General features: G+C 71.9%; 26 protein-coding genes and 1 riboswitch. Of the genes, 13 read left to right on the plus strand and 13 right to left on the minus strand.

What is annotated here, in order from left to right; all coding sequences use genetic code 11:
* Positions 1-26: 26 nt before the first annotated feature.
* The 4 genes from ASF23_RS09470 to ASF23_RS09485 all read right to left on the minus strand — a co-directional run bounded on the left by ASF23_RS09470 (position 27) and on the right by ASF23_RS09485 (position 3,829).
* Positions 27-317, minus strand: a complete 291-nt coding sequence (locus ASF23_RS09470; RefSeq protein WP_055952257.1) for a hypothetical protein — start codon at positions 315-317, stop codon at positions 27-29.
* Positions 318-572: 255 nt separating this feature from the next.
* On the minus strand, positions 573-1,466 hold the full coding sequence (locus tag ASF23_RS09475) for an alpha/beta fold hydrolase (protein WP_055952260.1): 894 nt from the start codon (positions 1,464-1,466) through the stop codon (positions 573-575).
* Entirely contained in the window at positions 1,466-2,854 is a 1,389-nt protein-coding gene (locus ASF23_RS09480; RefSeq protein WP_082473992.1) for an FAD-binding oxidoreductase, read from the minus strand. The genes ASF23_RS09475 and ASF23_RS09480 overlap by 1 nt, the downstream gene beginning before the upstream one ends.
* A gap of 189 nt (positions 2,855-3,043) precedes the next feature.
* Positions 3,044-3,829: an isocitrate lyase/PEP mutase family protein gene (locus ASF23_RS09485; RefSeq protein WP_055952262.1), complete on the minus strand. Its 786-nt coding sequence runs from the start codon at positions 3,827-3,829 to the stop codon at positions 3,044-3,046.
* A gap of 123 nt (positions 3,830-3,952) precedes the next feature.
* On the opposite strand from ASF23_RS09485, the gene ASF23_RS18315 reads away from it, so the two are divergent.
* Positions 3,953-4,114, plus strand: a complete 162-nt coding sequence (locus ASF23_RS18315) for a hypothetical protein (protein ID WP_156364427.1) — start codon at positions 3,953-3,955, stop codon at positions 4,112-4,114.
* Positions 4,115-4,124: 10 nt separating this feature from the next.
* Here the strand turns inward: ASF23_RS18315 and ASF23_RS09490 are convergent, their stop codons facing one another.
* A complete protein-coding gene (locus ASF23_RS09490) occupies positions 4,125-4,937 on the minus strand; it encodes a DUF4241 domain-containing protein (RefSeq protein ID WP_055952266.1) in 813 nt (270 codons plus the stop codon).
* Positions 4,938-4,942: 5 nt separating this feature from the next.
* Positions 4,943-5,689 (minus strand): proline-rich domain-containing protein, encoded by a 747-nt coding sequence (locus ASF23_RS09495; RefSeq protein ID WP_055952271.1) that lies wholly within the window; start codon positions 5,687-5,689, stop codon positions 4,943-4,945.
* An 820-nt stretch (positions 5,690-6,509) separates the two neighbouring features.
* On the opposite strand from ASF23_RS09495, the gene ASF23_RS09500 reads away from it, so the two are divergent.
* The 9 genes from ASF23_RS09500 to ASF23_RS09540 all read left to right on the plus strand — a co-directional run bounded on the left by ASF23_RS09500 (position 6,510) and on the right by ASF23_RS09540 (position 14,993).
* The gene (locus ASF23_RS09500; RefSeq protein WP_055952274.1) at positions 6,510-6,941 is read left to right on the plus strand and encodes a BLUF domain-containing protein; all 432 of its coding nucleotides are present in this window, start codon (positions 6,510-6,512) and stop codon (positions 6,939-6,941) included.
* Between the two features lie 125 nt (positions 6,942-7,066).
* Positions 7,067-7,912 carry an alpha/beta fold hydrolase gene (locus tag ASF23_RS09505; RefSeq protein WP_055953170.1) on the plus strand — a complete coding sequence of 282 codons (846 nt, stop codon included), beginning with the start codon at positions 7,067-7,069 and terminating at the stop codon, positions 7,910-7,912.
* Between the two features lie 31 nt (positions 7,913-7,943).
* Entirely contained in the window at positions 7,944-9,320 is a 1,377-nt protein-coding gene (locus tag ASF23_RS09510; protein ID WP_156364431.1) for a sensor histidine kinase, read from the plus strand.
* Positions 9,317-10,003: a response regulator gene (locus tag ASF23_RS09515; RefSeq protein ID WP_055952284.1), complete on the plus strand. Its 687-nt coding sequence runs from the start codon at positions 9,317-9,319 to the stop codon at positions 10,001-10,003. The genes ASF23_RS09510 and ASF23_RS09515 overlap by 4 nt, the downstream gene beginning before the upstream one ends.
* A 124-nt stretch (positions 10,004-10,127) precedes the next feature.
* Entirely contained in the window at positions 10,128-11,009 is an 882-nt protein-coding gene (locus ASF23_RS09520; RefSeq protein ID WP_055952286.1) for an ABC transporter ATP-binding protein, read from the plus strand.
* On the plus strand, positions 11,006-12,106 hold the full coding sequence (locus ASF23_RS09525; protein WP_055952288.1) for an ABC transporter permease: 1,101 nt from the start codon (positions 11,006-11,008) through the stop codon (positions 12,104-12,106). The genes ASF23_RS09520 and ASF23_RS09525 overlap by 4 nt, the downstream gene beginning before the upstream one ends.
* Positions 12,107-12,204: 98 nt before the next feature.
* Complete coding sequence (locus ASF23_RS09530) at positions 12,205-12,882, plus strand: response regulator transcription factor (RefSeq protein ID WP_055952289.1); 678 nt, start codon at positions 12,205-12,207, stop codon at positions 12,880-12,882.
* A 32-nt stretch (positions 12,883-12,914) separates the two neighbouring features.
* Complete coding sequence (locus ASF23_RS18955) at positions 12,915-14,258, plus strand: sensor histidine kinase (protein ID WP_055952291.1); 1,344 nt, start codon at positions 12,915-12,917, stop codon at positions 14,256-14,258.
* Between the two features lie 99 nt (positions 14,259-14,357).
* The gene (locus tag ASF23_RS09540; RefSeq protein WP_055952294.1) at positions 14,358-14,993 is read left to right on the plus strand and encodes a PepSY domain-containing protein; all 636 of its coding nucleotides are present in this window, start codon (positions 14,358-14,360) and stop codon (positions 14,991-14,993) included.
* A gap of 11 nt (positions 14,994-15,004) precedes the next feature.
* Here the strand turns inward: ASF23_RS09540 and bla are convergent, their stop codons facing one another.
* From bla to ASF23_RS09570, 6 genes are all read right to left on the minus strand, one after another.
* Entirely contained in the window at positions 15,005-15,838 is an 834-nt protein-coding gene (gene bla, locus ASF23_RS09545) for a class A beta-lactamase (protein WP_235510846.1), read from the minus strand.
* A 164-nt stretch (positions 15,839-16,002) separates the two neighbouring features.
* A complete protein-coding gene (locus tag ASF23_RS09550; RefSeq protein ID WP_055952297.1) occupies positions 16,003-16,317 on the minus strand; it encodes an antibiotic biosynthesis monooxygenase family protein in 315 nt (104 codons plus the stop codon).
* Between the two features lie 160 nt (positions 16,318-16,477).
* Complete coding sequence (locus tag ASF23_RS09555) at positions 16,478-16,729, minus strand: hypothetical protein (protein ID WP_156364433.1); 252 nt, start codon at positions 16,727-16,729, stop codon at positions 16,478-16,480.
* Entirely contained in the window at positions 16,726-17,208 is a 483-nt protein-coding gene (locus tag ASF23_RS09560) for an FBP domain-containing protein (RefSeq protein ID WP_055952302.1), read from the minus strand. Before ASF23_RS09560 ends, ASF23_RS09555 begins: the two co-directional genes overlap by 4 nt.
* Before the next feature lie 168 nt (positions 17,209-17,376).
* Positions 17,377-18,120, minus strand: a complete 744-nt coding sequence (locus ASF23_RS09565) for a M56 family metallopeptidase (RefSeq protein ID WP_055952305.1) — start codon at positions 18,118-18,120, stop codon at positions 17,377-17,379.
* Between the two features lie 12 nt (positions 18,121-18,132).
* On the minus strand, positions 18,133-18,510 hold the full coding sequence (locus ASF23_RS09570) for a BlaI/MecI/CopY family transcriptional regulator (protein WP_055952308.1): 378 nt from the start codon (positions 18,508-18,510) through the stop codon (positions 18,133-18,135).
* Positions 18,511-18,601: 91 nt separating this feature from the next.
* Positions 18,602-18,718, plus strand: a riboswitch (glycine riboswitch).
* A 210-nt stretch (positions 18,719-18,928) separates the two neighbouring features.
* Here ASF23_RS09570 and gcvT point away from each other — a divergent pair.
* Genes gcvT through gcvP form a run of 3 tightly spaced genes read left to right on the plus strand, consistent with a single transcriptional unit; the run spans position 18,929 to position 23,470 of the window.
* The gene (gene gcvT / locus ASF23_RS09575; RefSeq protein WP_055953179.1) at positions 18,929-20,107 is read left to right on the plus strand and encodes a glycine cleavage system aminomethyltransferase GcvT; all 1,179 of its coding nucleotides are present in this window, start codon (positions 18,929-18,931) and stop codon (positions 20,105-20,107) included.
* 5 nt (positions 20,108-20,112) lie between these two features.
* The gene (gcvH, locus tag ASF23_RS09580) at positions 20,113-20,490 is read left to right on the plus strand and encodes a glycine cleavage system protein GcvH (protein ID WP_055952315.1); all 378 of its coding nucleotides are present in this window, start codon (positions 20,113-20,115) and stop codon (positions 20,488-20,490) included.
* A 4-nt stretch (positions 20,491-20,494) separates the two neighbouring features.
* The gene (gcvP, locus tag ASF23_RS09585; RefSeq protein WP_055952318.1) at positions 20,495-23,470 is read left to right on the plus strand and encodes an aminomethyl-transferring glycine dehydrogenase; all 2,976 of its coding nucleotides are present in this window, start codon (positions 20,495-20,497) and stop codon (positions 23,468-23,470) included.
* 199 nt (positions 23,471-23,669) lie between these two features.
* On the opposite strand, the gene ASF23_RS09590 is transcribed toward gcvP, so the two are convergent.
* Positions 23,670-25,790 carry a S9 family peptidase gene (locus ASF23_RS09590; protein WP_055952321.1) on the minus strand — a complete coding sequence of 707 codons (2,121 nt, stop codon included), beginning with the start codon at positions 25,788-25,790 and terminating at the stop codon, positions 23,670-23,672.
* Positions 25,791-25,930: the final 140 nt, after the last annotated feature.

Raw genomic sequence — 25,930 nt, forward strand, 5'->3', positions numbered from 1 at the left:
TTCCGGTGCGGTCTGTGACCTGGGGATCAGGCGGCGAAGGCGTACTCGCGGAGCTGGACGTCGTGCGCCTCGAGGATGGTGCGGCTGGACTCGCCGAGCCATGCGCGGCCCGGGACGATCCAGCCCTCGGCGCCGGTCGCCCGGACGTGGGAGCCGATCGAGACCTCGGTGCCGAGCTCGGTACGGGGGAGGCGGACGAGGAACTCGGCGCGCGAGCTGTCGTCGACGACGACGAACTCCACGAGGTTGTCGTGCGTGAGTGCGGGGACCGAGATGACGGTCCCGTCGATGCGGATGAGGCTGAAGATGTTGGTCATGGTGCTGTCTTTCGAAACTGGCGGCATCCCTGTGCTGCTGCTTCGTGGCCGTGGTCCCGGGTGGGGACTGTCCTGGTTGAGGACCGGCGCAGGAGGCCTGCGGGGGATGCACACGCCGGAAGTCGGCGTGCTGTGTTCGGCCGTGTGGCGGAACTGGTGGTCTCGGTGGAATGCGATCCGGGAGGATCGGGACGAGACGATCGGTGTGAGCGAGTAGATGGGTTCGCTCAGAACACCAGAGACGACTGTAGCACGTCAGAGATCCGCGAGGAACCCCAGGAGCAGGTCGTCGAACGCGTCCGGCTGGTCGAGGTTCGTGGCGTGCCCGGCGTCCTCGACGACGACAGCCCGACCGGCGGGGTTGTCGCCGACCGCGGCGGCAGCGTGCGTGCACGGCCAGAGCTGACTGTTCCGCCCGGCGACCATGAGGAACGGCACGTCGAGGCGCGCGATGACGTCACGCCAGTCCTGCAGCCCGTGGTCGCGCAGCAGTCGGACGGTCGACGGGGCGTCGGCCTGGCGGACGGCGGGCATGCCGCCGATGCGCGCGACGAGCCGCTGCACGCCGGGCTGCGCCTGGTCGACGCGGAGCCCGCGACCGGTGTCCGGGATGCCGTCGTCGAAGAACGTCCCGCTGTTCGCGGCGTCCATGCCGTAGAAGCCGTGCGACCAGTCGTCCGTGTTGACCATCTTCGGCGTCTGGTCGATGGTCACCACGCCGGCGACCCGAGCCGTGTCCCCGACCGCGAGGCCCGCACCCGCGGGATCCGCACCCGCGGGGCCCGCGCCCGACGGGCCCGACCCCGTGCCGAACAGGTCGAGCATCGCCCAGATCGAGCTCGCGCCCATCGACTGGCCGACGAGCACGGCGCCGCGCAGGTCGAGCGTCACGAGGAGTTCGTGGATGTCGGCACCGTGACGCGCGATCCGCTGGCCCCACAGCACGTCCTCACTCGCCCCGTGGGATCGCCGGTCGAAGGCCACGACCCGGTACCCGGCGTCGAGGAGCGCGTCCGACTGCAGGGCCCACGCCGTCGCGGGCATCGCGTACCCGGCGACGAGCACCACCGGCCGGCCATCGCGCGGACCGTCGTCCGTGTAGGCCAGGCGCGCACCGTCGGAGGACGTGAAGAACGACGGGTCCGGCATCAGAACGCCTTGCCCGGGTTGAGCGTCCCCGCGGGGTCGAGCGCGTCCTTGACCGCCCGGTGCATCGCGAGCACCCGCGGCCCGAGTTCCGCGCGGACACCCGGGAGCTTCAGCAGACCGACCCCGTGTTCGCCCGTGACGGTCCCGCCGAGCGCGAGACAGTCCGCGACGATCGCGTCGAACGCCACCTCGGCCCGGTCCTTGGCGGCCGAGTCGCCCTCGGGAGCGATGATCAGCGGGTGCAGGTTGCCGTCGCCGGCGTGCGCGATGTTCGCGATCGTCACGTCGTTCGCCCTGGCGGTGGCCTGGATCCGTCGGAGCATCTCGGGCACGGCGCCCCGGGGGACGCAGATGTCCTCGGTGAGCACGGGCCCCAGGCGCTCGAGTGCCGGGTACGCCAGGCGCCTCGCCTGGAAGAGCCGGTCGATCTCGTCGTGGTCCGTGGCTCGCTCCACGTCGGTGCCCCCGGCGTCGGTGAAGATCGCCTCCACACGATCGGCGATGGCGTCGCCCGCCGCACCGGCCTCGTCGATCCGGGAGAGCAGGAGTGCCTCGACCGAGGACGGCAGCCCGAGGTGCATCCAGTCGTCGACCGCGACGAGGCACGTGTGGTCGACGATCTCGAGCGCGGCAGGGACGATCCCGGCGCGCGAGACGGCGGCGACCGCGTCCCCGGCGGCGGCGAGCGAGGGGAAGAACCCGATCACGGCGCGCTCGTCACGGCCGGCGAGGGGGAGGAGCTGCACGGTGACCGACGTGACGATCCCGAGCGTGCCCTCTGACCCGACCATGAGCCCGGTGAGGTCGTACCCCGCGACGCCCTTCGCGGTCTTCCGGCCGAGTTCGACGATCGACCCGTCCGCGAGCACGACGGTGAGCCCGAGGACGTAGTCGCGCGTGACGCCGTACTTGACGCAGCAGATGCCCCCGGCGTTCGTCGCGACGTTGCCGCCGATGGTCGAGATCGCCGACGACGCGGGGTCCGGCGGGTACCAGAGGCCGTGCTCGGCCACGACGGCCCGCAGCGTGTCGTTGATGACGCCGGGTTCGGTGACGGCGTAGCGCTCGTCGGTGTTCACCTCGAGCACGCGGTCCATGCGTTCCAGGGACACGACGATGCTGTCCGCCATGGCGTTCGCTCCGCCGGAGAGTCCGGTCCCGGCACCCCTGGGAACGACACGGACCCCGGCGGAGACTGCCCAGCGGACGGCCGCGACGACGTCCTCGGTGCTCCGGGCGAGGACGACCGCGAGGGGCGGCACGAACGGCGCCCACTCGGCGTCGTCGTGGCTGTACCGGTCGAGGTCGTCGCTGCCGGTGAGCACCCGATCGTCGCCGAGGAGGTGCTGGAGTGCCGTGGTGACGGAGTCGGGGGTGATGGTGGTCACGGGGACCGACGATACCCGTCAGGCCGGGATCGATGCCGTGACCGCGGCGCGGTGCTGCCGGTGGACGGCGGCCGGATCGCCGTCTGAACGCTCGGTGCGGTCATCCGACCGCACCGGTGACGGACTGGAGGGACGGTGCGGGCCTGCACCGTCCCTCCAGTCCGTCAGGTGGTCGCGTGACGTGTCTCGTCAGTTGAGCGCGGGGGTGTCCTCGGGGACCACGCCGGTGCCGTACAGGTCGGTCGCCAGGTCGCGGAGCGCCCGGAGCGCGACGCGCTGCGTGAGCGGACCGTAGGAGATGCGGGCGACGCCGAGCGCCTCGTACTCGGCCGCGGGGAGTGCGCCCGGGAGACCGATGACGGAGAGCTTGCCCCGGCCGAGGCCCTCGACGAGGCGTTCGACGACCTCGCGCGGGTGGCCCCCGGGGACGAACACCAGCGAGGCGCCCTCGTCGAGGAACGCCTTGCCGCGGGCGATCGCGTCCGCGATGCTCTCGTCGAGCGGACGCTCACCGCCGCGCGCGATCGCGTCCGTGCGGGCGTTCAGCTGGAACGGCACGCCCTCCTGCTCGGCGGCCTTGACGATCGCGCGCACCCGGGCGACCGACTCGTCGAACGGGCGCAGGCGGTCCTCGACGTTCGCACCGACGATGCCGAGGCCGATCGCGCGGCGGATGGTCTCCGCCGGGTCCTCGTAGCCGTCGTCGAGGTCGGCGGTCACGGGGAGGTCGACCGCGTCCACGACCGTCTTCGCGCCCTGGAGCGCGAGGTCGAGCGGCATGCCGCCGTCGTCGTAGCCGAAGGAGGCGGCGATCGAGTGGCCGGCGGTCGCGATCGCGGTCGTGCCGGGCAGGGCCGCGACGGTCTTCGCGCTGACGGCGTCCCACACGTTGACCACGCGGAGGATCTCCGGGGCTCGGTGGAGTGTCTGGAGTGTCGTGGCCTTGGCGACGACGTCGTTCTGGGTGCTGGTCATGGCACGAGCCTATGCAGCGGGTCCGCGGGCTGTCCGGCCGATGACGACGTGCGACGGCCCCTGTGCGAGCGACACCCCAACGGGGAGTTTGTGATTCTGGCCGGGCACCCCCAGAATCGTCGCATGACCGGCAACGCCCTCTCCTCCACCGACCTCAGCGCACACCGCACGCGGTCGAACGTGCGACCCGCAGCTGTGCGGGTCGAGACGCTCGGCGACAGCGTCGAGATCATCGAGGACGCAGCGTCCAGCGGTCAGCCGCAGACAGCGTTCGCGGCCGTCTGAACCGCCCGGCTCAGCGGCCGAACAGCCGCCGGAGCCAGCTCCGCGGCTGCCGGTCCCGGTCTGCGCCGGTCTCGTCCGAACTGACGGCGGTCTCGTCGTCGGAACCCGTGGTGGCCCCGTCGTCGAGGTCGGCCGTGGCCTCGTCGTCGGGGTCGGCCGTGGCCTCGTCGTCGAGCGGTCCGGCCACGAGCAGATCGATGTGGATCCCGAGGAGCGTCCCGCCCGCGTCGAGCGTCCGGAGCAGCGGGTACGCGCCGTCGCCCCACCCGGAGTGGCTCAGCACGACGTTCTGCCCCGCGGACGCCCGCGGCATGACGATGTTCGCGGTGCCGGTCGGCAGGGGGCTGCCTGCGTCCATCTGGGAGAACCACGACCCGGGCTCGCCGTTGTCGAACACCGCGTCGTACCAGTCGGGGTCCTCCGGCATGGAAGCGGCGACCGCGTCGGCGTCCACGAAGCCCACCGTCCCGGTGTCGACGCCGATGCCGAACGCGTCGCCCGGGTCCGGAGTCCGCCCGAGCAGCGGGGCGCCGTCGACCGAGGCCACGTCGCCGTCCGCGACGATCACCGAGAGGTAGGCCTCGCGGAGGTGCGATCCGTCGTGCTCCGACGAGACGTCGGCGATGGTCACGACGACCCGGTGGTCGCCTGGCGGGACCTCGACGACGAGCGGGGTGTCGAGTGCCACGAACGGGTCGCACGCTCCGAGGTGCCCGGACGGCACCCGGACGGTTCCGAGCTCCCGCACGGAGAGGACGACGGTCGATCCGTCGGGACTGGGAGCGTTGCCCGGTCGGAGGGCGTGGAAGTCGGCGATGTCCATCCCGATCAGCAGTCGGCCTCGGTGACGGTCAGGTCCATCGTCTTCGAGGACCCGTCGAAGGTGTAGGTGTACCGCATCGCGATGTCCTGGTCGAGGATCTTCCGCGTCGAGTCCGTCGAGCAGAGCGTCGGCACGATCGATCCCTTGACGCTGCTCTTCGTCACGGCCGACGGGTCGACGCTCGACGACACCGTGTAGGCGTAGTGGATGGCATCGTCCTCGGCGGTGACCGCGGTCCAGGTCGTCACGGAGTCGACCTGCTTCGGGAGATCGGACTGCTTGCGGATCTCAGCGACGCTCGAGGCGATCATGTCCTGCTTGGAGTCGCCGAACGCAGCGGAGAACCCCCAGCGCACCAGCGCGGCGACGACGATCGCGACGACGATGCCGAGCACCGTGATCAGCACGCGTCGGCTCCGCGACTGTCCCTGGGGCGGACCGACCGGCGCGCCGTACTGGGCGCCGGCGTACTGCTGGCCGCCCTGCGGCGCGCCGTACTGCGGGGCGCCGCCCGGCTGCGTCGTGCCGTACTGCGGGGTGCTGTCCGGCTGCGGTGCGCCGTACTGCTGGCCGCTGCCCGGCTGCGGTGCGCCGTACTGCTGGCCGTACTGCGGGCCGGCTCCGTACTGCTGGCCGGCTCCGTACTGCGGGCCGGCTCCGTACTGCGGGCCGGCCTGTGGTGCGCCGTCCTGCGGATCGTTCCCCGGCTGCTGACCGTTCCCATCGGGATTCGGCGGCGTCGTCCCTGACATTGTGTTCCCCCGGTTGTCTCGCGGTGTGCGAACTGTGGTCTCGCGATGTGTGGAGGCATCGCACTGTTCGCGCCGACGGCGGGCACTGTCGCCCACCCCGACACGGGCCACCGTACGGCATGGGCGACCTCAGAGGTGAGCGCCGCTCGGCGGCCGGGCGCCCTGCCGACGTCCCAGACGAGCCGGTGGTCCGGCCCACGCGACCCGTCCGTGTTCTGATCCGTTCTCGACAGGCGCGGATGGCTGCCGCGCGGGTGCGGCAGGATGACCGGACCGTTCGGGAATCCAGGTGAAGCCCGACCGGACTCGATGGAGAACGAGAAAAGCCCCTGCAGGAACAGGGGCCGATCTCACCTCGTGAGAGGTATGTGGTCTGAGCTGTGGTGCAACTCGGATCGCAACGACATCGAGTGTATCGCGCTCGGGTGGACATCCACCAGAGTGCTCGGACCACAGCCTCCTGTCCTGGGGATGGGGGTCCGTGATGGCGAGACATCGACGTCGGGGCAGTGGTGGGCGCACCATCGAGCTGTGGATCAGTGTCGTCGGGTTGTCGACGGCGCTCGTGACGCTCGCGGTGGCCGTGCTCGCGCTGCTGTAGGTCCCGCGGGACGACTCCGGACCTCCGGAGTCGTCCCGTTCCCCACGGCGGTCAGTCCTCGATGACGACCCAGTGCTTGCCGTCGCGGATCGCGGTGACGTCGTGGACACTCATGTCGCAACGGTGTCGGTGGACGGTCCTGTCCGCCCCGCGAACGCGGACTCGTCTCACAGGGCCGGGTGCGAGAAGATGTCAGGAGACGAACCCGGAAGGACCAGCATGATCTCGCTCGTCTACGTGAGCCGCGCCACCGATCTCCTCGACGACGAGGCCCTCGAGAAGATCCTCCTCCACGCGCGGGAACGGAACACCGAACTCGGCATCACCGGCATCCTCGTGTACCGCGGCCGCCGCTTCGTGCAGATGCTCGAGGGCCCGGCCGATGCGGTCGACGCCACACTCGCACGCATCCGCGACGACCCGCGCCACCAGGACGTCGTCGAACTCGACCGCAACGAGACCGACACCCGCTGGTTCCCGGACTGGTCGATGGCGTTCGAGCCGCTGAGCGACACCACGCTCCGTGACGTCCCGGGGTTCCGCGACTTCTTCGGCGCGTCCGGGAGCCTCAGCGAAGCCGCCTCGTCGTCCCAGACCAAGGCCCTCCTGCACTGGTTCCGCCGTCACGAGCTCTCTGCCGCAGCCGGCTGAGCGAGCAGTCCCCGCGTCGGTCCCCGCGTGAGACGTGCCCGAGTGAGACATGCGCAAGTGTCGAGTGGCGCGGGCGACCCGACACTTCGGCACTTCTCATCGGGGACGGGCCTACCGTGGGCACCATGACGCGCATCGATCGACACCGCCGCGGCCGCCTCGAGTTCGACGTCGACGACTCCGGCCCCGAGGACGGCGTCCCCGTCGTGCTCCTCCACGGCTTCCCGGCGAACCGCACCGGCTGGCGACAGGTCACGCCGGGGCTCGTCGCCGCCGGACTCCGGTGCATCGCGCCCGACCAGCGCGGCTACTCGGCCGGCGCTCGGCCGCCCGGACGCCGGAACTACCGCCGGGACTGGCTCGTCGACGACGTCCTCGCGCTCCTCGACCTGCTCGAGGGCCCGGTGCACCTCGTCGGACACGACTGGGGCGGTCTCGTCGCATGGCGCCTCGCGCAGCGGGCGCCGGAGCGGCTCGCGTCGTTGACCGTGCTGTCGACACCGCACCCGTCGGCGTTCGGTGATGCGTTCCTCCAGTCCGACCAGGCGTTCCGCTCCTGGTACATGGCGTTCTTCCAGCTGCCGTGGCTCCCGGAGCGGGTGCTCGCCGGGCGGAACCTCGCGACGGCGCTCACGGGGATGGGGCTCCCGGGACACGTGGCGGACCAGTACGCGGCGCACCTCCGCGAACCGGCGGCACTCCGGGCGGCGCTCGACTGGTACCGGGCGCTCCCCCTGCCGGACCCGTCCTCGGTGCCGCAGGTCGACCCGATGATCACCGTGCCGACGACGTTCGTGTGGGGCTCCGGGGACGACGCGCTCGGGCGGTTCGGAGCCGAGCGGACCGAGCGGTTCGTCGCGGCGCCGTACCGGTTTGTCGAGGTCCCGGAGAACCACTGGTTGCCCGAGACCGCACCCGCGCTCGTGCGGGACACCATCCTCGACGCCGTCGAACGGACGCGGACCGCCTGACCCGCGGCACGCCGGACGCTACGGTTGTCTCGTGGACGGGCACCTGGGGGACACACGGAACGCACCGAGCGGGGGCGAGGTCACGCGGAGCGCACCGGCGAGCGGGGGTGACGACACGCGGCTCGACCCGGCGTGGTCGCGCCTGCCGATCGATCGCGCCGGTCAGCGCCGGGACGTCCTCATCGCGGTCCTGATGGCCGCCACCCTGACGATCTCGATCCTGCTCTACTCCCGCGTCGGGCTCTACGACGACGTCGCACCGTGGGAGGTGAGCGCGGTCATGGTCGTCGCCAATGCGGCGCCGCTCGCGGTCCGCCGACGCTTCCCCCTCACCGTCGCGCTCGTCGTCGCGGTCGCCTTCGCGATGACCCAGGTGCTCCACGTCCCCGACGTGCTCGTGACGAACATCACCCTGTTCATCGCGCTCTTCACGGTCGGCGCATGGGTGTCCGATCGCCCGCGAGCCGCGACCGTCCGCTGGGTGGTCATCGGCGGCATGTTCGCGTGGCTCTTCGGGGTCATCCTCTTCCACTGGGGGTCGCCCGGATCGATGCCCGGGGTTCCCGACGACGGCGGGGTCCCGGCGTACGTCGCGATCTCGATCCTCAACATCGCGATCAACCTGCTGTACTTCGGTGCCGCGTACCACTTCGGCAACCGGGCGTGGGCCGGGGCGAAGGCACGTGCGGCCCTCGACGCGCGGACCGAGGAGCTGACCGCGGAACGGGCCAGGAGCGCCGCCCAGGCGGTCGCGCTCGACCGGGTCAGGATCGCCCGTGAGCTGCACGACGTCGTCGCGCACCACGTCTCGGTGATGGGCGTGCAGGCCGGCGCGGCGCGGCGCGTGCTCGGCGTGGATCCGGTGCAGGCGAGCGTGTCCCTCGAGGCCGTCGAGGCGAGCGCGCGGACCGCGGTCGAGGAGCTCGGCAGGATGCTCGGCACCCTGCGGTCGGACGTCGACACCGGCGCCGTCGCACTCGCGCAGAGCTCGAGCACGCGCGGCGTCGACCAGCTCCCGGACCTCGTCACCCAGGCGGACGCCGCCGGTCACCCGACGCGGCTCACGGTGGTCGGGCAGGAGCGGAGCCTCCCGCCCACGGTCGAGGTGGTCGCGTTCCGGATCGTCCAGGAGGCCGTCACGAACACCCTCAAGCACGCCGGCTCCGGAGCGGCGATCGACATCAGGGTCCGCTACCTCGAGGACGGCGTCGAGCTCGAGGTGACGGACACCGGCCGGGGGAGTCGCGGCTCGGCGGGGAGCGGTTCGACAGCGTCCGACCGAGGAACGGCTGGGAGCGGCCTCGGGCACGTCGGCATGCGCGAGCGCGTCGCAGCGGTCGGTGGCTCGGTCGACGTCGGACCGCGGACGCGGGGTGGCTACCTGGTCCGCGCATGGTTGCCCGCATGATGCCGCAGCGGAGCGGTCCCGTCCGCGTCCTGCTCGTCGATGACCAGGACCTCGTCCGGAGCGGGTTCCGGGTGATCCTCGACTCCGAGCCCGGCATCTCCGTCGTCGGCGAGGGCCGCGACGGTGCCGAGGCCGAGGTCCTCGCCGCGGAGCTCCGTCCGGACGTGGTCTGCCTCGACGTCCAGATGCCGGGGGTCGACGGCATCGAGGCGACCAGGCGCATCATGGCCGCCGACGACCCGCCGGCGGTGCTCGTGCTCACCACGTTCGACGCCGACGACTACCTGTTCGAGGCGCTGCGGGCCGGTGCGAGCGGGTTCCTGCTGAAGACCACGACCCCCGAGAAGCTCATCGAGGCCGTCCGGGTCGTGGCCCGCGGCGACGCCCTCCTGGCTCCGGACGTGACACGGCGGGTGATCGAGCGGTTCGCCGTGGCGCCCGAACCGTCGACGGCTGCGGACGGCGACTGTCCTGCGATCGCGGACCTGACCGACCGCGAAGAGGAGGTCCTCCGGCTCGTCGCGAAGGGGCTCAGCAACGGTGAGATCGCCCGGACACTGTTCGTCGGCGATGCCACCGTGAAGACGCACGTGTCGAAGATCCTGCAGAAGCTCGGCCTCCGAGACCGGATCCAGGCCGTCGTGTTCGCGTACGAGCACGGCGTGACGGTCCCGGGCGCCTGAGCCCGTCCGCCGCACGGGGGAGGCGTGCTGCCCGTCGGGCGGCGGATGTGCCGCCCTCGGCGCTTCCGTAGCGTCGTCCTCGCGACGACGACCTCGCCGTCGCCACGAGATCCAGGAGGCATCGATGCTCACGATCGAGAGCGTGTCCAAGCGGTTCGGGGAGCGGCAGGTGCTCGACGACGTCGGCTTCACCGTCAGCGATGGTCGGCTCACCGGATTCGTCGGCGGGAACGGCGCCGGCAAGACCACCACCATGCGGATCCTGCTCGGTGTGCTCCGAGCCGACGCCGGGACCGTGTCGATCGACGGTCAACGCATCGGCGCCGACGACCGACGGCGCTTCGGGTACATGCCCGAGGAACGTGGTCTCTACCCGAAGATGAAGGTCGCCGAGCAGGTCGCGTACCTCGCAAGGCTCCGCGGGATGGCGAAGGCTGCGGCGAACGCGTCGACGGACCGGCTCCTCGACCGGCTCGGCATCGCGCAGCACGCAAACGACCAGGTGGAGAGCCTGTCCCTCGGCAACCAGCAGCGCGTGCAGATCGCCGCAGCGCTCGTGCACGGACCCGAGGTCCTGATCCTCGACGAGCCGTTCTCCGGGCTCGACCCGATCGCGGTCGAATCGGTGCTCGGGGTCCTCCAGGAGCAGGCTGCCAACGGCGTGCCCGTCCTCTTCTCGAGTCACCAGCTGGAGCTCGTCGAGCGGCTGTGCGACGACCTCGTCGTGATCGCCGAGGGTCGGATCCGCGCCGCGGGCAGCCAGGACGAGCTGCGTCGTGCCGCCGGCCCGCAGGCGTGGGAGCTGCTCACCGCCGACGACGTCGGGTGGATCCGCGAGGTCGACGGCGTCCGCGTCGTCGAGTTCGACGGCGGGTTCGCCGCGTTCGAGGCCGACGACGCCACCGCGCAGACCGTGCTCCAGCGCGCCGTGCAGAGCGGCACCGTCGCGAGCTTCGGCCCGCGCATCCCGAGTCTCACCGAGGTCTTCAAGGAGGTCGTCCGATGAACGACATCTCGTTCAGCCGCTCCGTCCAGCTCATCGCCGGACGCGAGATCCAGGCGCGGCTCCGGAGCAGGGCGTTCATCGTCTCCGCAGCGATCCTGCTCGTCGCCGTCCTCGCGTCGATCGTCGTCGGCAGCATCGTGTCGAGGTCGACGGCCTCCGACACGACGACCGTCGCCGTGGTGTCCGGTGTCGACGCGCGCGTGTCCGGCACCCCGCTCCGCGACGTCCCGGGCATCGACGTCCGCGATGCGTCGAGCGTCGCCGTTGCCGAGCGAGGCGTCCGGAACGGCGACGTGGACGCGGCGATCGTGCCGTCCGACGACACGCTCGGCTTCTCGGTCATCGCGCTCGACAGCGCACCCGACACCCTCGTCGGCCAGCTGAGCGCCACCCCGACGGTCCGGCTCCTCGACCCGAGCGACCAGAGCTCCGGGCTGGTGTACTTCGTCGGACTCGGGTTCGGCGTGGTGTTCTTCATGGCCGCGGTGACCTTCGGCGCGACGATCGCCCAGAGCGTCGTCGAGGAGAAGTCCACCAGGGTCGTCGAGATCCTGATGTCCGCGACGAGTGCGAAGGCGCTGATGGCGGGCAAGGTGATCGGGAACAGCATCATGGCCCTCGCCCAGATCGTCCTCATCGCGGTGGTGGCGGCCGTCGCGCTCGCCGTCACCGGCCAGGACGACCTGTTCGCGGCCCTCGGTCCGAGTGCCCTGTGGTTCGTGCTGTTCTTCGCGGTCGGGTTCGTGCTCATCGCCTCGCTCTACGCGGCGGCGGCGTCGCTCGTGGCCCGACAGGAGGACGTCGGGAGCGTCACGAGCCCGGTGATGATGCTCGTGATGATCCCGTACTTCCTGATCATCTTCTTCTCGGACAACTCCGCGGTGCTCGCGGTGATGTCGTACGTGCCGTTCTCGGCGCCCGTCGGGATGCCGATGCGGATCTTCCTCGGCGAGGCCGCGTGGTGGGAGCCGATCGTGTCGCTCGTGGTCATCGTGCTGACGGCAGCCGCGGCGGTGCTCCTCGGTTCGCGGATCTACGAGAACTCGCTGCTCCGGACCGGCGGCCGCGTGAAGGTGCTCGAGGCGCTGCGGGGCTGAGCGCCTGCCCTGCCGCCCCCACGCCGGTCCGCCGGTTCGCTGGTTCGCCGGTCCGCCGCTTCAGCGCTGGTTCAGCGGGACGGCGGCATGCTGGGGTGATGCGCGTACTCGTGGTCGACGACGAGGTCCGGCTCGCCGACGGTGTCCGCCGGGGCCTCGAGGCCGAGGGGTTCGCCGTGGACGTCGCGAACAACGGCATCGACGGCCTCTGGTACGCCCGCGAGAACACCTACGACGCGATCCTCCTCGACCTCATGATGCCGGGGATGAGCGGCTGGGCGGTCTGCGAGGCCCTCCGGGCAGAGGAGGACTGGACGCCGGTGCTCATGCTCACCGCCAAGGACGGCGAGTGGGACCAGGTGGAGGCCCTCGACGCCGGCGCCGACGACTACGTCACGAAGCCGTTCTCCTACCCGGTGCTCGTCGCGCGTCTCCGTGCGCTCGTCCGGCGCGGATCCCGGGAACGCCCCACGATCCTCCAGGCCGGTGACCTGCGACTCGATCCGGCCGGACGTCGGGTGTGGCGTGGTGACGCCCTGCTCGACCTGACGAGCCGGGAGTTCACCGTGCTCGAGTACCTCATGCGGCACGCGGGGCAGGTGCGCGCGAAGCGTGACGTCATCGGGAACGTGTGGGACGACGACTTCGAGGGCGACCAGAACATCGTCGAGGTGTACGTCGGCCACCTGCGGCAGAAGGTCGACCGCCCGTTCGGTCGGTCGGCGATCGAGACCGTGCGCGGGGCCGGGTACCGTCTCGCCGCCGACGGTGGCTGACGGTGGCTGAGCGCGGCCGGGGGCGCCCGAGGGTGACTGCGCGCACAGCGGCCGGCGACCCCCGTCGTCGCCGGGCGTCCATCCGGACCCGCGCGACCGCCGGGGCGGCGATCGTGGTCCTCGTCGCACTCGTCCTCGGTGCGGCCGCGTTCGTCCTGGTGCTCCGGGCCTCGCTCGTCGACGGCGTCCGGAACACGGCCTCGCAGACCCTGGACGCGCTGTCGTCGCGGGTGGAGGCCGAGGGTGCCGCGGCTGTCGACGACCAGGACGACGACCTCCTCGTGCAGGTGCAGGACTCCGACGGCCGGGTCCTCGCGCACGGCGACGACGCGGGCGGCGCGGCCCTCAGCACGCGGGACGAGTCCCGGGTCTCACGCGACGACGAACCGTGGCTGCTGGTGTCGGACGACGTCGACCTCCCCGGCGGGGGCGACGGTGTGATCGTCGTCGGTGCGCCGCTCGAGGACGCCGATGCTGCCATCCGTGAGGTCGTGGTGCTGCTCGTGGTCGCCGTGCCCGTCGTCGTGGCGCTGATGGGACTCGTGACGTGGATCGTCGTCGGGCGGGCGCTCCGACCGGTCGACAGCATGCGCCGCGAGGTCGACGACATCGAGGCCGGGCGGCTCCACACCAGGATCGACGAACCCGGGAGCGGGGACGAGGTCGACCGTCTCGCACACACCTTGAACCGCATGCTCGGGCGGCTCGAGCGGTCGCAGGAGGTGCAGCACCGGTTCGTCGCCGACGCCTCGCACGAGCTGCGGTCCCCGCTCGCGACCATCCGGCAGCACGCCGAACTCGCCCGCGCGCACCCCGCGGCGACCGACGTGGGGGAGCTCTCCGACGTCGTGCTCGACGAGGGCGCCCGGCTCCAGGACCTCGTCGAGTCACTGCTGCTGCTGACCCGTCTGGACGAGCGGGGCGCCGAGCGGGATCGCACCGTCGACCTCGACGACCTCCTGCTCGCCGAGGTCGCCCGGGTCCGTGGACTCGGTTCCGTGGCGGTCGATGCCTCGGGGGTGGGCGCTGCCCGGGTGTCCGGCGACGAGCGGCTCCTCGCCCGGGTCGTCCGCAACCTCGTCGACAACGCCGTCCGGCACGCCGCGCACGGCATCGCGCTCGGCGCGACGGTGGACGGGGGAGACGCGGTGGTGACGGTCGACGACGACGGCGTCGGCATCGGCCTGGAGGACCGTGGTCGCGTCTTCGAGCGGTTCGTGCGTCTCGACGATGGTCGCGCCCGTGACGCCGGGGGGTCGGGCCTCGGCCTGGCGATCGTCCACGGCATCGTGGCCGCGCACGGCGGAACCGTGACGATCGAGGACGCACCGGCCGGCGGCGCGCGGTTCGTGGTGCGCCTGCCCGTCGCGCTGTGAGCGCGCGGCAGGGCGCTGCAACGTGTGGCTGGGGGCGCTGCAACGCGTGGCCGGGGGCGCTTCAGGCCTGCTTCAGCGTCCGCCCGCCACGCTTGTCCCATGAACACCACGAAGCGATCCACCACCATCCGCCGCACCACCCTGCTGGTCGGACTGCCGCTCGTCGGGGCACTGGCGCTCGCCGGCTGCTCGAACGACGACGACGACGACGACCGCGCGCTCCCGGCGTCGTCGTCCTCGAGTTCCGCCAGCTCGTCGACCGGAGCCTCGAGCTCGGCCGGAGGTTCGACGGCAGCCGGCAACGACGCGCTCGAGGCCGCTGCGAAGTCCGCACTCGACGCTGTCGGGTCCGGCAGCGTGATCTCGATCGAGCAGGAGGCCGGGGCGACGTCCTGGGAGGTCCTCGTCGCCGGCTCGGACGGTGCCGAGCAAGAGGTCCACACCGACGCCGCGGGGACGAGCGTCACCTCCGGCCCGACCACGAAGAGCTCCGACCAGGACGACCTCGCCGAGAACACGCGGTTCCTCGGCGCGGCGAAGCTCGGGCACACGGAGGCCGCGAAGGTCATGACGGACGCCGTCGCCGGGACCGTCACCGAACTCGGGCTCGACGACCACGCGGGAGCGGTCGTCTGGGAGGGGAACGTCGTCGACACGGCGAACACGAAGCACAGCGTCCGCATCGACGCCGGCTCGGGCGACGTCGTGACGAACGAGGTCGACACCGACGACTGACGGCCCGCCGGTCAGCGGACGGTCTCGACGACCTGCCGGGTCACGTCCGCGATCAGGGCATCGTCCGACGACGCGTCCTGCGCCGACCCGCGGTTCGTCAGGATGACGACGATGATCGGCGCGCGCCCCGGCGGTGTCACCACGGCGATGTCGTTCCGCGTGCCGTAGGAACCGTTCCCGGTCTTGTCGCCGACGGTCCACCCGGCCGGGACGCCCGCGCGGACGTACGGCCCGCCCGTGGTGTTGCCTTCGAGCAGCGACACCAGGAGCGTGCGACGCGCGGGGGTCAGCAGGTCACCGACCGCGAACCGGCGGAGGTCGGTGGCGAGCGCGTGCGGTGTCGTCGTGTCGCGGACGTCACCGGGTGTCGCCGTGTTGAGGTCCGGCTCCGTCCGGTCGACGTTCGTCGTGCTGTCGCCGAGCGTTCGGAGCGCGGACTGGACGGCCGCGGGACCGCCGAGGTGTTCGGTCACCAGGTTCGCGGCCGTGTTGTCGCTGACCTGCAGCGCGGCCGTGACCAGGTCGCGCAGGGACATCCCGGTGGCGACGTGCTGGGACGTGACGGGTGCATACGACAGCAGATCGGCGGCGTCGTAGTGCACGACCGTGTCGAGTTCCGCGTCGGAGGCCGTCCGGAGGAGGAGCCCGGCGGTGAGGAGTTTCGAGGTCGAGGCGAACGCGAACCGGGTGTCGTCCCGGTACCCGAGGGTGTTGCCGGATCCGGTGTCGAGCACGCGGACCCCGACCTGGGCGCCGTACTGCTGTTCGAGCGCGGCGAACGCCCGGGTGGTGGCCGGCGTGGTGAGCGAGTGTCCGGCGCCCGCCGACGAGGACGACCCCGACACGGAGGCCGATGCAGACGGCGAGTTCGATGGGGCCGATGCGGGACCGCCGCCGGCCGAGCACCCGGCGAGCACGATCGCACTCAGGGCGAGGGTTGCGGCGAACAGACCCGTCCGGCGGATCCGTGACGGGAGAGGACGTTCGGGCTGCAGGGAACGCACCGGGGCTACAGCTCGACGACCTCGAACTCCAGCAGGTCGGCGCCCGATGCGACGGGCTTCCGCGCACCGTCGTCCCCGTGCCCCTCGGGTCGAGCGTGCGCAGCGGCGGCCCCGTTCGCTGACCAGTCCTGGAAGGCCTGCTCGGTCGCCCACGTCGTCACGACGAAGTAGCGGTCATCGCCCTTCACGGGACGGAGCAGCTGGAAGCCCTCGAACCCGGGGGCGCCGTCGACCGAGTGCTTGCGCGCAGCGAACCGCGACTCGAGCTCGGTGCCGGACCCCTCGGGGACGTGGATGGCGTTGATCTTCACGACGGACATGTGCGGATGGTTCCTTCCGGAGTGACGGACGGACTGGAGGGACGTGCCGGTCTGGCACCGTCCCTCCAGTCCGGTGACGATGATGCGACCGACGCTAGTGCGCCGCTCTGGACGCACGCCTGACGGAGCCACGCTCCTGTGGAGGGACGCGTCCGCTCGGTCAGCTGGGGAGGACGGGCGCGCGGTGCGCGCCGACCTCGTCGACGTCCCACGGTCGGGATCCCCGGTACCGCAGCCCGAGCTGTGCGAGCACGGCGTCGACGTGGTCGACGACGTCCGGGTCCCACGATCCTTCGATGCCCATGCCGAATGAGCGGATCTCGTCGTCCGCGTCGTCGAGCAGGGTGAGGGACCATCGGCCCTCGTCGAGCTCCTCGATCGTCACCCATCGGGCGGCTGAGAAGGGCGTCACGCCGTCCGCATGATGTCGGCCGTGAAGTTCTGCACCCGCTGGAGGAGGGCGGCACTCCGGGCAGCGATCATCTCCGGCGGGTTGAGGTGCGGGGGCGCCACGCGGATGAGGATCGAGCACGCCAGGTCCTCGCAGATGTACGAGCCGATCGTGTTGCCGTTCAGCCCGGCCTCACCGGCGCGGGCCGCCGAGAACAGGCGCACCTGCGTCGCCGGCTGCGGCGAGTGACAGAAGGAGCACATCGCGGCGATGCCCGGTCGGAGCGACCCTCCGGCAGCCCGGACGACGATCCCGGTCGCGACGCCGTCCATCCACTGCACCATGTACCCACGGCGCGAGGCCTGCGGGTCGCGCCAGCCGAGGAACTCCCGTTCGTCCCAGAGCATCTCGTGGAGACCCGGGATCGGCAGGTGGTCGAGTTCATCCGGCATCGCGTTGACGAACGACGATCGGATGTCGGCCTCGGTGAGCGGCTTCACGGATTCCCCTCGGGTGAACGGTCATCCAAGCCTAATCCGTCGTGCCGACGTCCGTCGTGCTGACGTCCGTCGTGCTGACGTCCGACGGTCGCGCTGCGGTCCGCCGGGCGGGTGGCGGGGCGGACGGGAGGGACGGTGCGGGGCCGACCCGCGCCTCCCGTCCGGTGGTCAGCGGCGCTGCAGGCGCGCGATGCGCACCGCGGACAGGGCCGAGTCGGGATCGGCTGCGCGGACCGCGCGGGCGAGCGCGTCGGCGCCGACCCGGCGTGCCGCTGCGTCGTCGGCGGCGAACTCGACGAGGACGCGGCTCGATCGCGCCATCGCGCGGGCTCCGGGGACCCAGGGCACGGTGCGTTCGATGGACTCGGCGACCGCGACGACGCTCGCGTGACGGCCTCGGAGGTGGGCCGACTCGTGGGCGACGACGGCGTCGAGCTCGTCCTCGTCGAGCCGGGCGGTCAGGCCCGTGCTGAGGAGCACGCCACCGCTCCGTCCGGGGACCGCGCAGGCGAGGGCGTGGTCGGCCTCGACCACCGCGACGATCGTGCCGTCGACCAGTCGTCGGGGCGCGACGCCGGAGTGGATGGCCTCGCGGACGGCGGCGTGCTCGGCGCCGGGGCGGACTCGGACGGCGATCACGAACGCGACGACGGCAGCGACCGCGACGACGAGGTGGACGCCGTGCGTGGGGGAGTCCGCGACGCCGAACGGATCGTCCGAGGGTCGGCCGGAGAGCACCACGAGGGTGATGCCGCCGATGAACCCGAGCACCCCGACGACCACCGCGGCGCTCCACGCGACGAGCGCCGTCCGTGGTCGGTCGATCGTCCACGCCCAGCGGGTGAGGCCGCGCGGGGCGAGGGCCACGACGACGATCGCGACCACGAGGAGCGCCACGCCGGTGATGACCACGTCGGTGCCCGGTCAGCCCCGGTGAGCGTCGATCGCTCTCCGCAGGGCGTCGAGGTCGTCGGAGGCGAGCGAACCGGTGAACTGGAGCAGCGCTGCCTCGCGGTCCGTCGACGCGGCGAGGGCGGAGTTCATCAGGGAGGCGGTGTGGTCGGCGCGGGAGTGTGCGGCGCGGAACGTCAGGGCCGCGTCGGCGTGCTCGTGGCGGGTGACGGTGCCCTTCCGGCCGAGGCGGTCGAGCACCGTGAGGACCGTCGTCAGCGCGGGGCGCGGCTCCGGGAAGGACTCCAGGATCGCGCGGGCGGTGAGGCCATCGTGCGCGTCCGGGGCCCAGAGCGCGTCGAGCACCGCCTGCTCGAGCTGCCCGCGGGGCCGTGATCGCTGTCCTGCCACGGCATCACTCTACGTGTTGTCGAACGGCAGACGTCACGTGGCTGAAACACGGGGCGGGTACGATCGGTCCCACAACCGAACACCGGGCCGCTCACACCCTGCGGGAGAGCTCCGATCGAACCGGCACGCCACAAGGCCACCGTCCGATCGGACACCGAAGGAGCAACCTCCCCGTCAATCTCTCAGGTCTCACGACCGCAGGAGTCAGGCCACTCTGGAAAGCAGGACGCGCCCCCGGTGCGTCCTCGCCCACGGTGAAAGCCCCGATCGTCCTCGACGGCGGGGTGAAACTCTCAGGCACAGGGAGCGCGCACGACCGACGCTCGAGGAGATGACAGAGGGGGAGTTCCGCCCGGCGGTGTCCGTCGGGCCGTGTCCGGCGTCCGCCGGGCCGTGCCGATCCCAGGAGAACTCCACCATGTCCGATCCGTCCGCCTCGCCGGTTGCCCCGGCTGCTCCGGGTACTCCGGTTGCTCCGCCGCGCGAGTCGCCGCTGCATGCCGCACACGTCGCCGCCGGTGCCTCGTTCACCGACTTCGCGGGATGGCAGATGCCCGTCCGGTACACCTCGGACCTCGCCGAGCACCACGCCGTGCGCTCGGCCGCGGGCGTGTTCGACCTCTCGCACATGGCGGAGATCGGCGTGGCGGGCCCCGAGGCGACGGCGTTCCTCGACGCGGCGCTCGCCGGGTCCTTCGGCACCATGCCCGTCGGCCGCGCCAAGTACTCCCTGCTGCTCGCGGACGACGGTGGCATCCTCGACGACCTCGTCGTGTACCGGACCGACGACGACACGTTCCTCGTCGTCGCCAACGCCGCGAACCGCGAGGTGGCGGTGTCCGCGCTCCAGGCTCGCGTCGTCGCTCCGTCCGGCCGGTCGTTCGACGTCGAGGTCTCCGACGACAGCGACACCACCGCCCTCGTGGCGATCCAGGGCCCGGCCGCCGCAGGGACCCTCGACGCGCTCGTCGTCGAGGACCGCCTGCAGCCCGAGACGCCCCTGGACGAGCTCCGCTACTACCGGGTCCTGCACGCGTCGTTCGACGGACAGGGCGTGCTCGTCGCACGGACCGGCTACACCGGCGAGGACGGCTTCGAGATCTACTGCCCACCGGAGCTCGCGCCGACGATCTGGGACGCGCTGCTCGACACCGGGGCCGACCGCGGAGTGGTACCCGCGGGTCTCGCGTCGCGGGACACCCTGCGGCTCGAGGCGGGCATGCCGCTCTACGGGCACGAACTCGACACCACGACACGGCCGGCCCAGGCGGGGCTCGGCCGGGTGGTCGCGATGGACACGACGTTCGTCGGCCGGGACGGCGTCGCGCCTGCCGAGGACGCACCCGTGCTCGTCGGCATCGTCATGGAGGGTCGTCGTGCCGCGCGGGCCGGCTACCCCGTGATGGACGGCGACCGGCGGATCGGCGTCGTCACCTCCGGCGCGCTCTCCCCGACACTCGGTCACCCCGTCGCGATGGCGTTCGTCGAGCCCGGGTACACCGAGCCGGGAACCGTCCTCCACATCGACGTCCGCGGCACATCCATCCCCAGCACCGTCTCCTCGTTCCCCTTCTACCGCCGCCAGGCGAAAGGCTGACCCGCATGAACGACATCACCACGCTCCAGTACACCAAGGACCACGAGTGGCTGAGCGTCGACGGCGACACCGTCACGGTCGGCATCACCGACTTCGCCGCGAACCAGCTCGGGGACGTCGTGTACGTCGAGCTCCCCGAGGTCGGCGCGACCGCGGTCGTCGGCGAGTCCCTCGGCGAGATCGAGTCGACCAAGAGCGTCGGCGAGCTGTTCGCGCCCGTCTCCGGCACCGTCGTCGAGATCAACGAGGCCGTCGTGAGCGATCCGGACTCGGTCAACAAGGACCCGTTCGGCGACGCCTGGCTCGTCCGCATCAAGCTGGCCGAGGGCGGCATCCCCGGCGACCTCATGGACCACACCGGCTACGCCGCGTTCGCGAGCTGATCGCATGACGGACCAGGACAACCTCCAGACCACGTTCGCCGACCGCCACATCGGCACGACACCGCTCGACCAGCGCCGGATGCTCGACGCGGTCGGGTACGACTCGATCGACGCGCTCGTCCGCGCGGCCGTCCCCGAGTCGATCCACGCCGAGCCGATCGCGTACTCCACGATCCCCGCGGCCGTCGGGGAGACCGAGGCACTCGCGGAGCTCCGGGCGATCGCCGGCGGGAACACCGTCCGACGCCCGATGATCGGGCTCGGTTACTACGGCACCCACACGCCGGCCGTCATCCAGCGGAACGTCCTCGAGAACCCGAGCTGGTACACGGCCTACACGCCGTACCAGCCGGAGATCTCGCAGGGTCGGCTCGAGGCCCTCATCAACTTCCAGACGATGGTCTCCGACCTCACCGGGATGGCCACCGCCGGCGCGTCCATGCTCGACGAGGGCACGGCGGTGGTCGAGGGCATGCTCCTCGCCCGGCGCGCGTCGAAGGTCAAGGGGGACACGTTCCTCGTCGACCAGGACGTCCTGCCACAGACCATGGCGCTGCTCCGGCACCGCGCGGACGCCGTCGGCATCGCGATCACCACGTTCGACGTCGCCGACGGGCTCACCGACGCGGACGTCGACGGCGCGTTCGGCCTCGTCGTGCAGTACCCCGGGGCATCGGGTCGCGTGGCCGATCCCGCGGGCGTCATCGACCGCATCCACGCGGGTGGGGGCATCGCGGTCGTCGCGGCGGACCTGCTCGCGATGACGCTCCTGAAGAGCCCGGGGGACCTGGGCGCGGACGTCTCCGTCGGCACCACGCAGCGCTTCGGCGTCCCGCTCGGCTTCGGCGGTCCGCACGCCGGGTACCTCGCAGTCCGCGCCGGTCTCGAGCGACAGCTCCCCGGGCGGCTCGTCGGGGTGTCGTTCGACGCCGACGGGGGCATGGCGTACCGGCTGAGCCTGCAGACCCGCGAACAGCACATCCGGCGCGAGAAGGCGACGAGCAACATCTGCACCGCGCAGGTCCTGCTCGCGGTGATGGCGTCGATGTACGCCGTCTACCACGGGCCCGAGGGACTGCGCTTCATCGCGAACCGCGTCGCGACGATGGCCGGCGCGATCGCCGTGGGTGCGCGCGAGGCGGGGGTCGAGGTCGTCCACGACGCCTTCTTCGACACCCTCACGCTCCGGATCCCCGGCCACGCGCACACCGTCGTGGCCGCCGCCGCCGAGGCCGGGTACCTGCTCCACGCCGCCTCCGACGACGTCGTGCTCGTCTCCACCGACGAGACCACGACGGCCTCGGACGTCGTCGCGATCGTCCGCGTGCTCGGTGACCGCGTCGAGGAGCGCACCGTGCTCGCGGCGTCGAACGGCATCCCGGCGGCGCTCGGCCGGACGTCGGAGTACCTGACGCACCCCGTGTTCCAGGCGCACCGGAGCGAGACCCGGATGATGCGGTACCTCAAGCACCTGTCCGACAAGGACTACGCCCTCGACCGCGGCATGATCCCGCTCGGCAGCTGCACCATGAAGCTGAACGCGGCGACCGAGATGGCGGCGGTCACGTGGCCGGAGTTCGCCGGCATCCACCCGTTCGCACCGGCGTCCGACGTGCAGGGCTACCTGACGCTCGTCGGCGACCTCGAGACCTGGCTCGCCGAGGTCACCGGGTACGACACGGTGTCCCTGCAGCCGAACGCCGGCAGCCAGGGCGAGCTGGCGGGGCTCCTCGCGATCCACGGGTACCACCAGGCGAACGGTGACACCGAGCGGACGATCTGTCTCATCCCGTCGAGCGCGCACGGCACGAACGCCGCCAGTGCCGTCCTCGCGGGCATGAAGGTCGTCGTCGTGGCGTGCGACGACGCCGGCAACGTCGACCTCGACGACCTCCGCGCGAAGATCACGCAGCACGCCGGAGCGATCGCCGCGCTGATGATCACCTACCCGTCGACCCACGGCGTCTACGAGCACGAGATCCGGGCGATCTGCGATGCGGTGCACGACGCCGGCGGACAGGTCTACGTCGACGGCGCGAACCTCAACGCACTGCTCGGGCACGCGCGGTTCGGGGACTTCGGTGGCGATGTCTCGCACCTCAACCTGCACAAGACGTTCTGCATCCCGCACGGTGGCGGCGGCCCCGGTGTCGGACCGGTCGCGGCGAAGGCGCACCTCGCGCCGTTCCTGCCCGGGCACCCGATGGCGCAGCAGCCGGACCGGCGACCGGGATCGACGGCGTCCGACGTCGTGCCCGCGGTCGCCGGGGCCGGTCTGGAGGAACGGCTCGACTCGGAAGCGGCCCTCGCGTCCGCCCCGCAGCGGCTCGCACACGGCGGAGGTCCGGTGTCCGCGGCACCGTACGGCAGCCCGAGCATCCTGCCGATCACCTGGGCGTACGTCCGGATGATGGGCGTCGAGGGACTCACGGCCGCCACGGAGGCCGCGGTGCTCGGGGCGAACTACCTCGCCGCCAAGCTCCGGGACGCCTACCCGGTGCTCTACACGGGCGATGCCGGACTGGTGGCGCACGAGTGCATCCTCGACCTCCGTCCGCTCAAGGAGTCCACCGGCATCACGGTCGACGACGTCGCCAAGCGGCTCGTCGACTACGGGTTCCACGCCCCGACGATGTCGTTCCCGGTCGTCGGCACCCTCATGGTCGAGCCGACCGAGAGCGAGGACCTCGCCGAACTCGACCGGTTCGTCGATGCCATGCTCGCGATCCGCGCCGAGGCCGACGAGGTCGCCGCCGGCACCTGGCCCGCTGACGACAACCCGCTCGTCGGGGCGCCGCACACCGCGTCGAGCGTCATCGCGGGGGAGTGGTCGCACGCCTACACCCGCGAGCAGGCCGTCTACCCGTTGCCGGGCATCGCGGCGTCGAAGTACTGGCCGCCGGTGCGCCGCATCGACCAGGCGTACGGGGACCGCAACCTGGTGTGCGCCTGCCCGCCGATCGAGGCCTTCGCCGAGTAGCCGATCACCCGGCCCGACACCACGACGCCCCCGGGACCAGGTCCCGGGGGCGTCGTCGTGCCCGCAGCCCGTCCCCCGTCTCGCCCCAGCCCGCCGGCCCGTTCCGCAAAACACCAACCTGGCCGGTTCGCGCAGGGATATACCTCCGCGCGACGCGGCCAACCTGGTGTTTTGCGGAAGGAGGAGGGCGGAAGGGGGGTCAGGACACGGGGAGGTGCTCGCCCCAGAACCGGAGGACGTGCTCGAAGCGCTGCACGCGGTGGCTCGGACGCCCGGACCGGGAGAGCTCGTGGCCCTCGCCGGGGAACAGCAGGAACTCGGCGGCCACACCGGCGCGCTTCAGCGCCACGAACTGTCGCTGCCCCTGCTCGAGCGGGCACCGCCAGTCCTGCTCGGAGTGCGCCACCATGAACGGGATCGTCACGTCGCCGGCGTAGGTCAACGGGCTGCGCCGCCGCTGCTCGTCCGGGTCCGCACCGACGTAGGCGTCCGCGAAGAAGTACCCGATGTCCGAGCTGCCAGCGAAGGAGTCCCAGGCGTTCACGGCGCGCTCGCTCCACGCCGCGACGAACCGGTCCCCGTGCTTCGCCGCGAGCCACGAGGTCATGAACCCGCCGTAGGAGCCACCCATGATCCCGACACGGGACGCGTCGAGGTCCGGCCGCTCGAGCGCCGTGTCGAGGAGCGCCAGGACGTCGTCCACGTCGAGGGTCCCGAGCGCGCCCACGATCGCCTGCCCGTGGTCCCGTCCGTAGCCCGCCGAACCACGGGGGTTCCCGATCACCACGGCGTACCCGGCGGCCGCGTACACCTGCGCCTCGTCGAAGACGGCACGTGAATCGGCGGCGTTCGGGCCGCCGTGCACGACGCGGAGCACGGGATGGGGCCCGTCGCCCTCCGGCAGGACGAGCCAGCCGTGGACGGGGTAGCCGTCGGGAGCCGTGCCGTGGAGTTCCTCGACGGGGCGGAGTCCGGCCTCCCGGAGGTGCGTACCGTACCCGGTCAGCGCGACGTCGGCGGCAGTGCGGACGTCAGCCGTGCCTCCCGTCAGGACGGTGACCGAACCCGAACCCGAACCGGAACCGGCGTCGGGCCGCGACTCGGCGCCGGACCCTTCGGCGGACCCCGTGGCGGCCCCGGCGGTCGACGCCACCTCCAGCAGCACCACCTCGCCCGCGCTGTCCGGGAACGCGACCGACGCGGCGACCAGGTCGTCCGCGACCGAGAACGCGCGGACGACCACCTCGCCGCCGAGCACGACGGGCAGCTCGTCGAGCGTCAGCGGAGCCTCCGGCGCGGTGCCCGTCCACGGGACGCTCCGCAGCTCGACCGCACCGCGGGTAGTCACCGCGACGAGGACGTCGTGTGCGCGCGCGGCGACGAGTCCGGCGCCGGCCTCGAGTTCGACGGTCCGGTCGTCGGTCAGCGCGCGTCCGATCAGCACCCCGTCGTCGTCGGGGGAGGGGACTCCGGCGTACAGCGCGGTCGGTACGGCGACGACACCCTTCTCGCGGTCGGTCCCCGCCCAGAAGAGCGTGCCGTCCGGACCGAAGAACGGACTGCCGGCCTCGCCCGCGGACCTGGCGTGCAGCGCGAGTGCGCCGGATGCGAGGTCGACGCGGTAGAGGTCGCTCTCCAGCGTCTCGGACACGCCGAGGTCGCGGGGAGCGCTGACGATGACCGTCTGTCCGTCGGGGGTCCACACGGGGTCGCTCACCGGGGTCGAGCCGTCCGTGACCGCCGTGGTGACGAGCTGCCCGTCGAGTGCTGCGGCGACGTCCACGACGACCAGTCGGCGGACGCGGTCGCGGAGGAACCCCACGCCGTCCATCCGGTAGTCGAGGCGGTCGATGTGTCGGGGCGGCTCCGCTCCCGCAACCAGCGTGCTGCCGTCCGGGAGCGCCGTGCCGTACCGTCCGGGCTCGGGGATCCTGGCGGTCGCGACGATCCGCGAGGAGTCGGGTGACCACGCCACGGTGGCGTCGACACCGAGGGGGAGTGCCGTGAGCACACGGGCCTCGCCGCCGTCGACCGGCATGACGACGAGCTGCGGGTGGGTGTCAGGACCGTCGCCACCGACGACCCGCGTGAAGGCGACAGACCGGCCGTCGGGCGCGACGACGACGCCGCCGTCGTGCGGTCCCACGGTCCACGGGCTCGTCGTGCCGTCGCCGCCCACCCGGTCGATCCGGCTCACGTTCTCGTCGGCCTCGAGGTCCGGGTGCGCCAGCGCGGTCAGCAGGAAGCCGCCGGATCGTGGATCGCCGACGAGGGCCGGGCGTGACGGGACGAGCAGGTGCGCGATGTCGGAGGGGTGCATGGAACAACGCTACGACCGTTCGGCTGCTCGGGGCGCGAACCGGATGTTCACCGGCCGGATGGGCCTGCGCTACCGATGGTGTCCCGTCAAGCGGATTCGTTGCGCATCCCCCGACCTGAAGCAAGATTCCGTATCCTGCC

This window comes from Curtobacterium sp. Leaf261 (assembly GCF_001422205.1).
Classification (GTDB): Bacteria; Actinomycetota; Actinomycetes; order Actinomycetales; family Microbacteriaceae; genus Curtobacterium.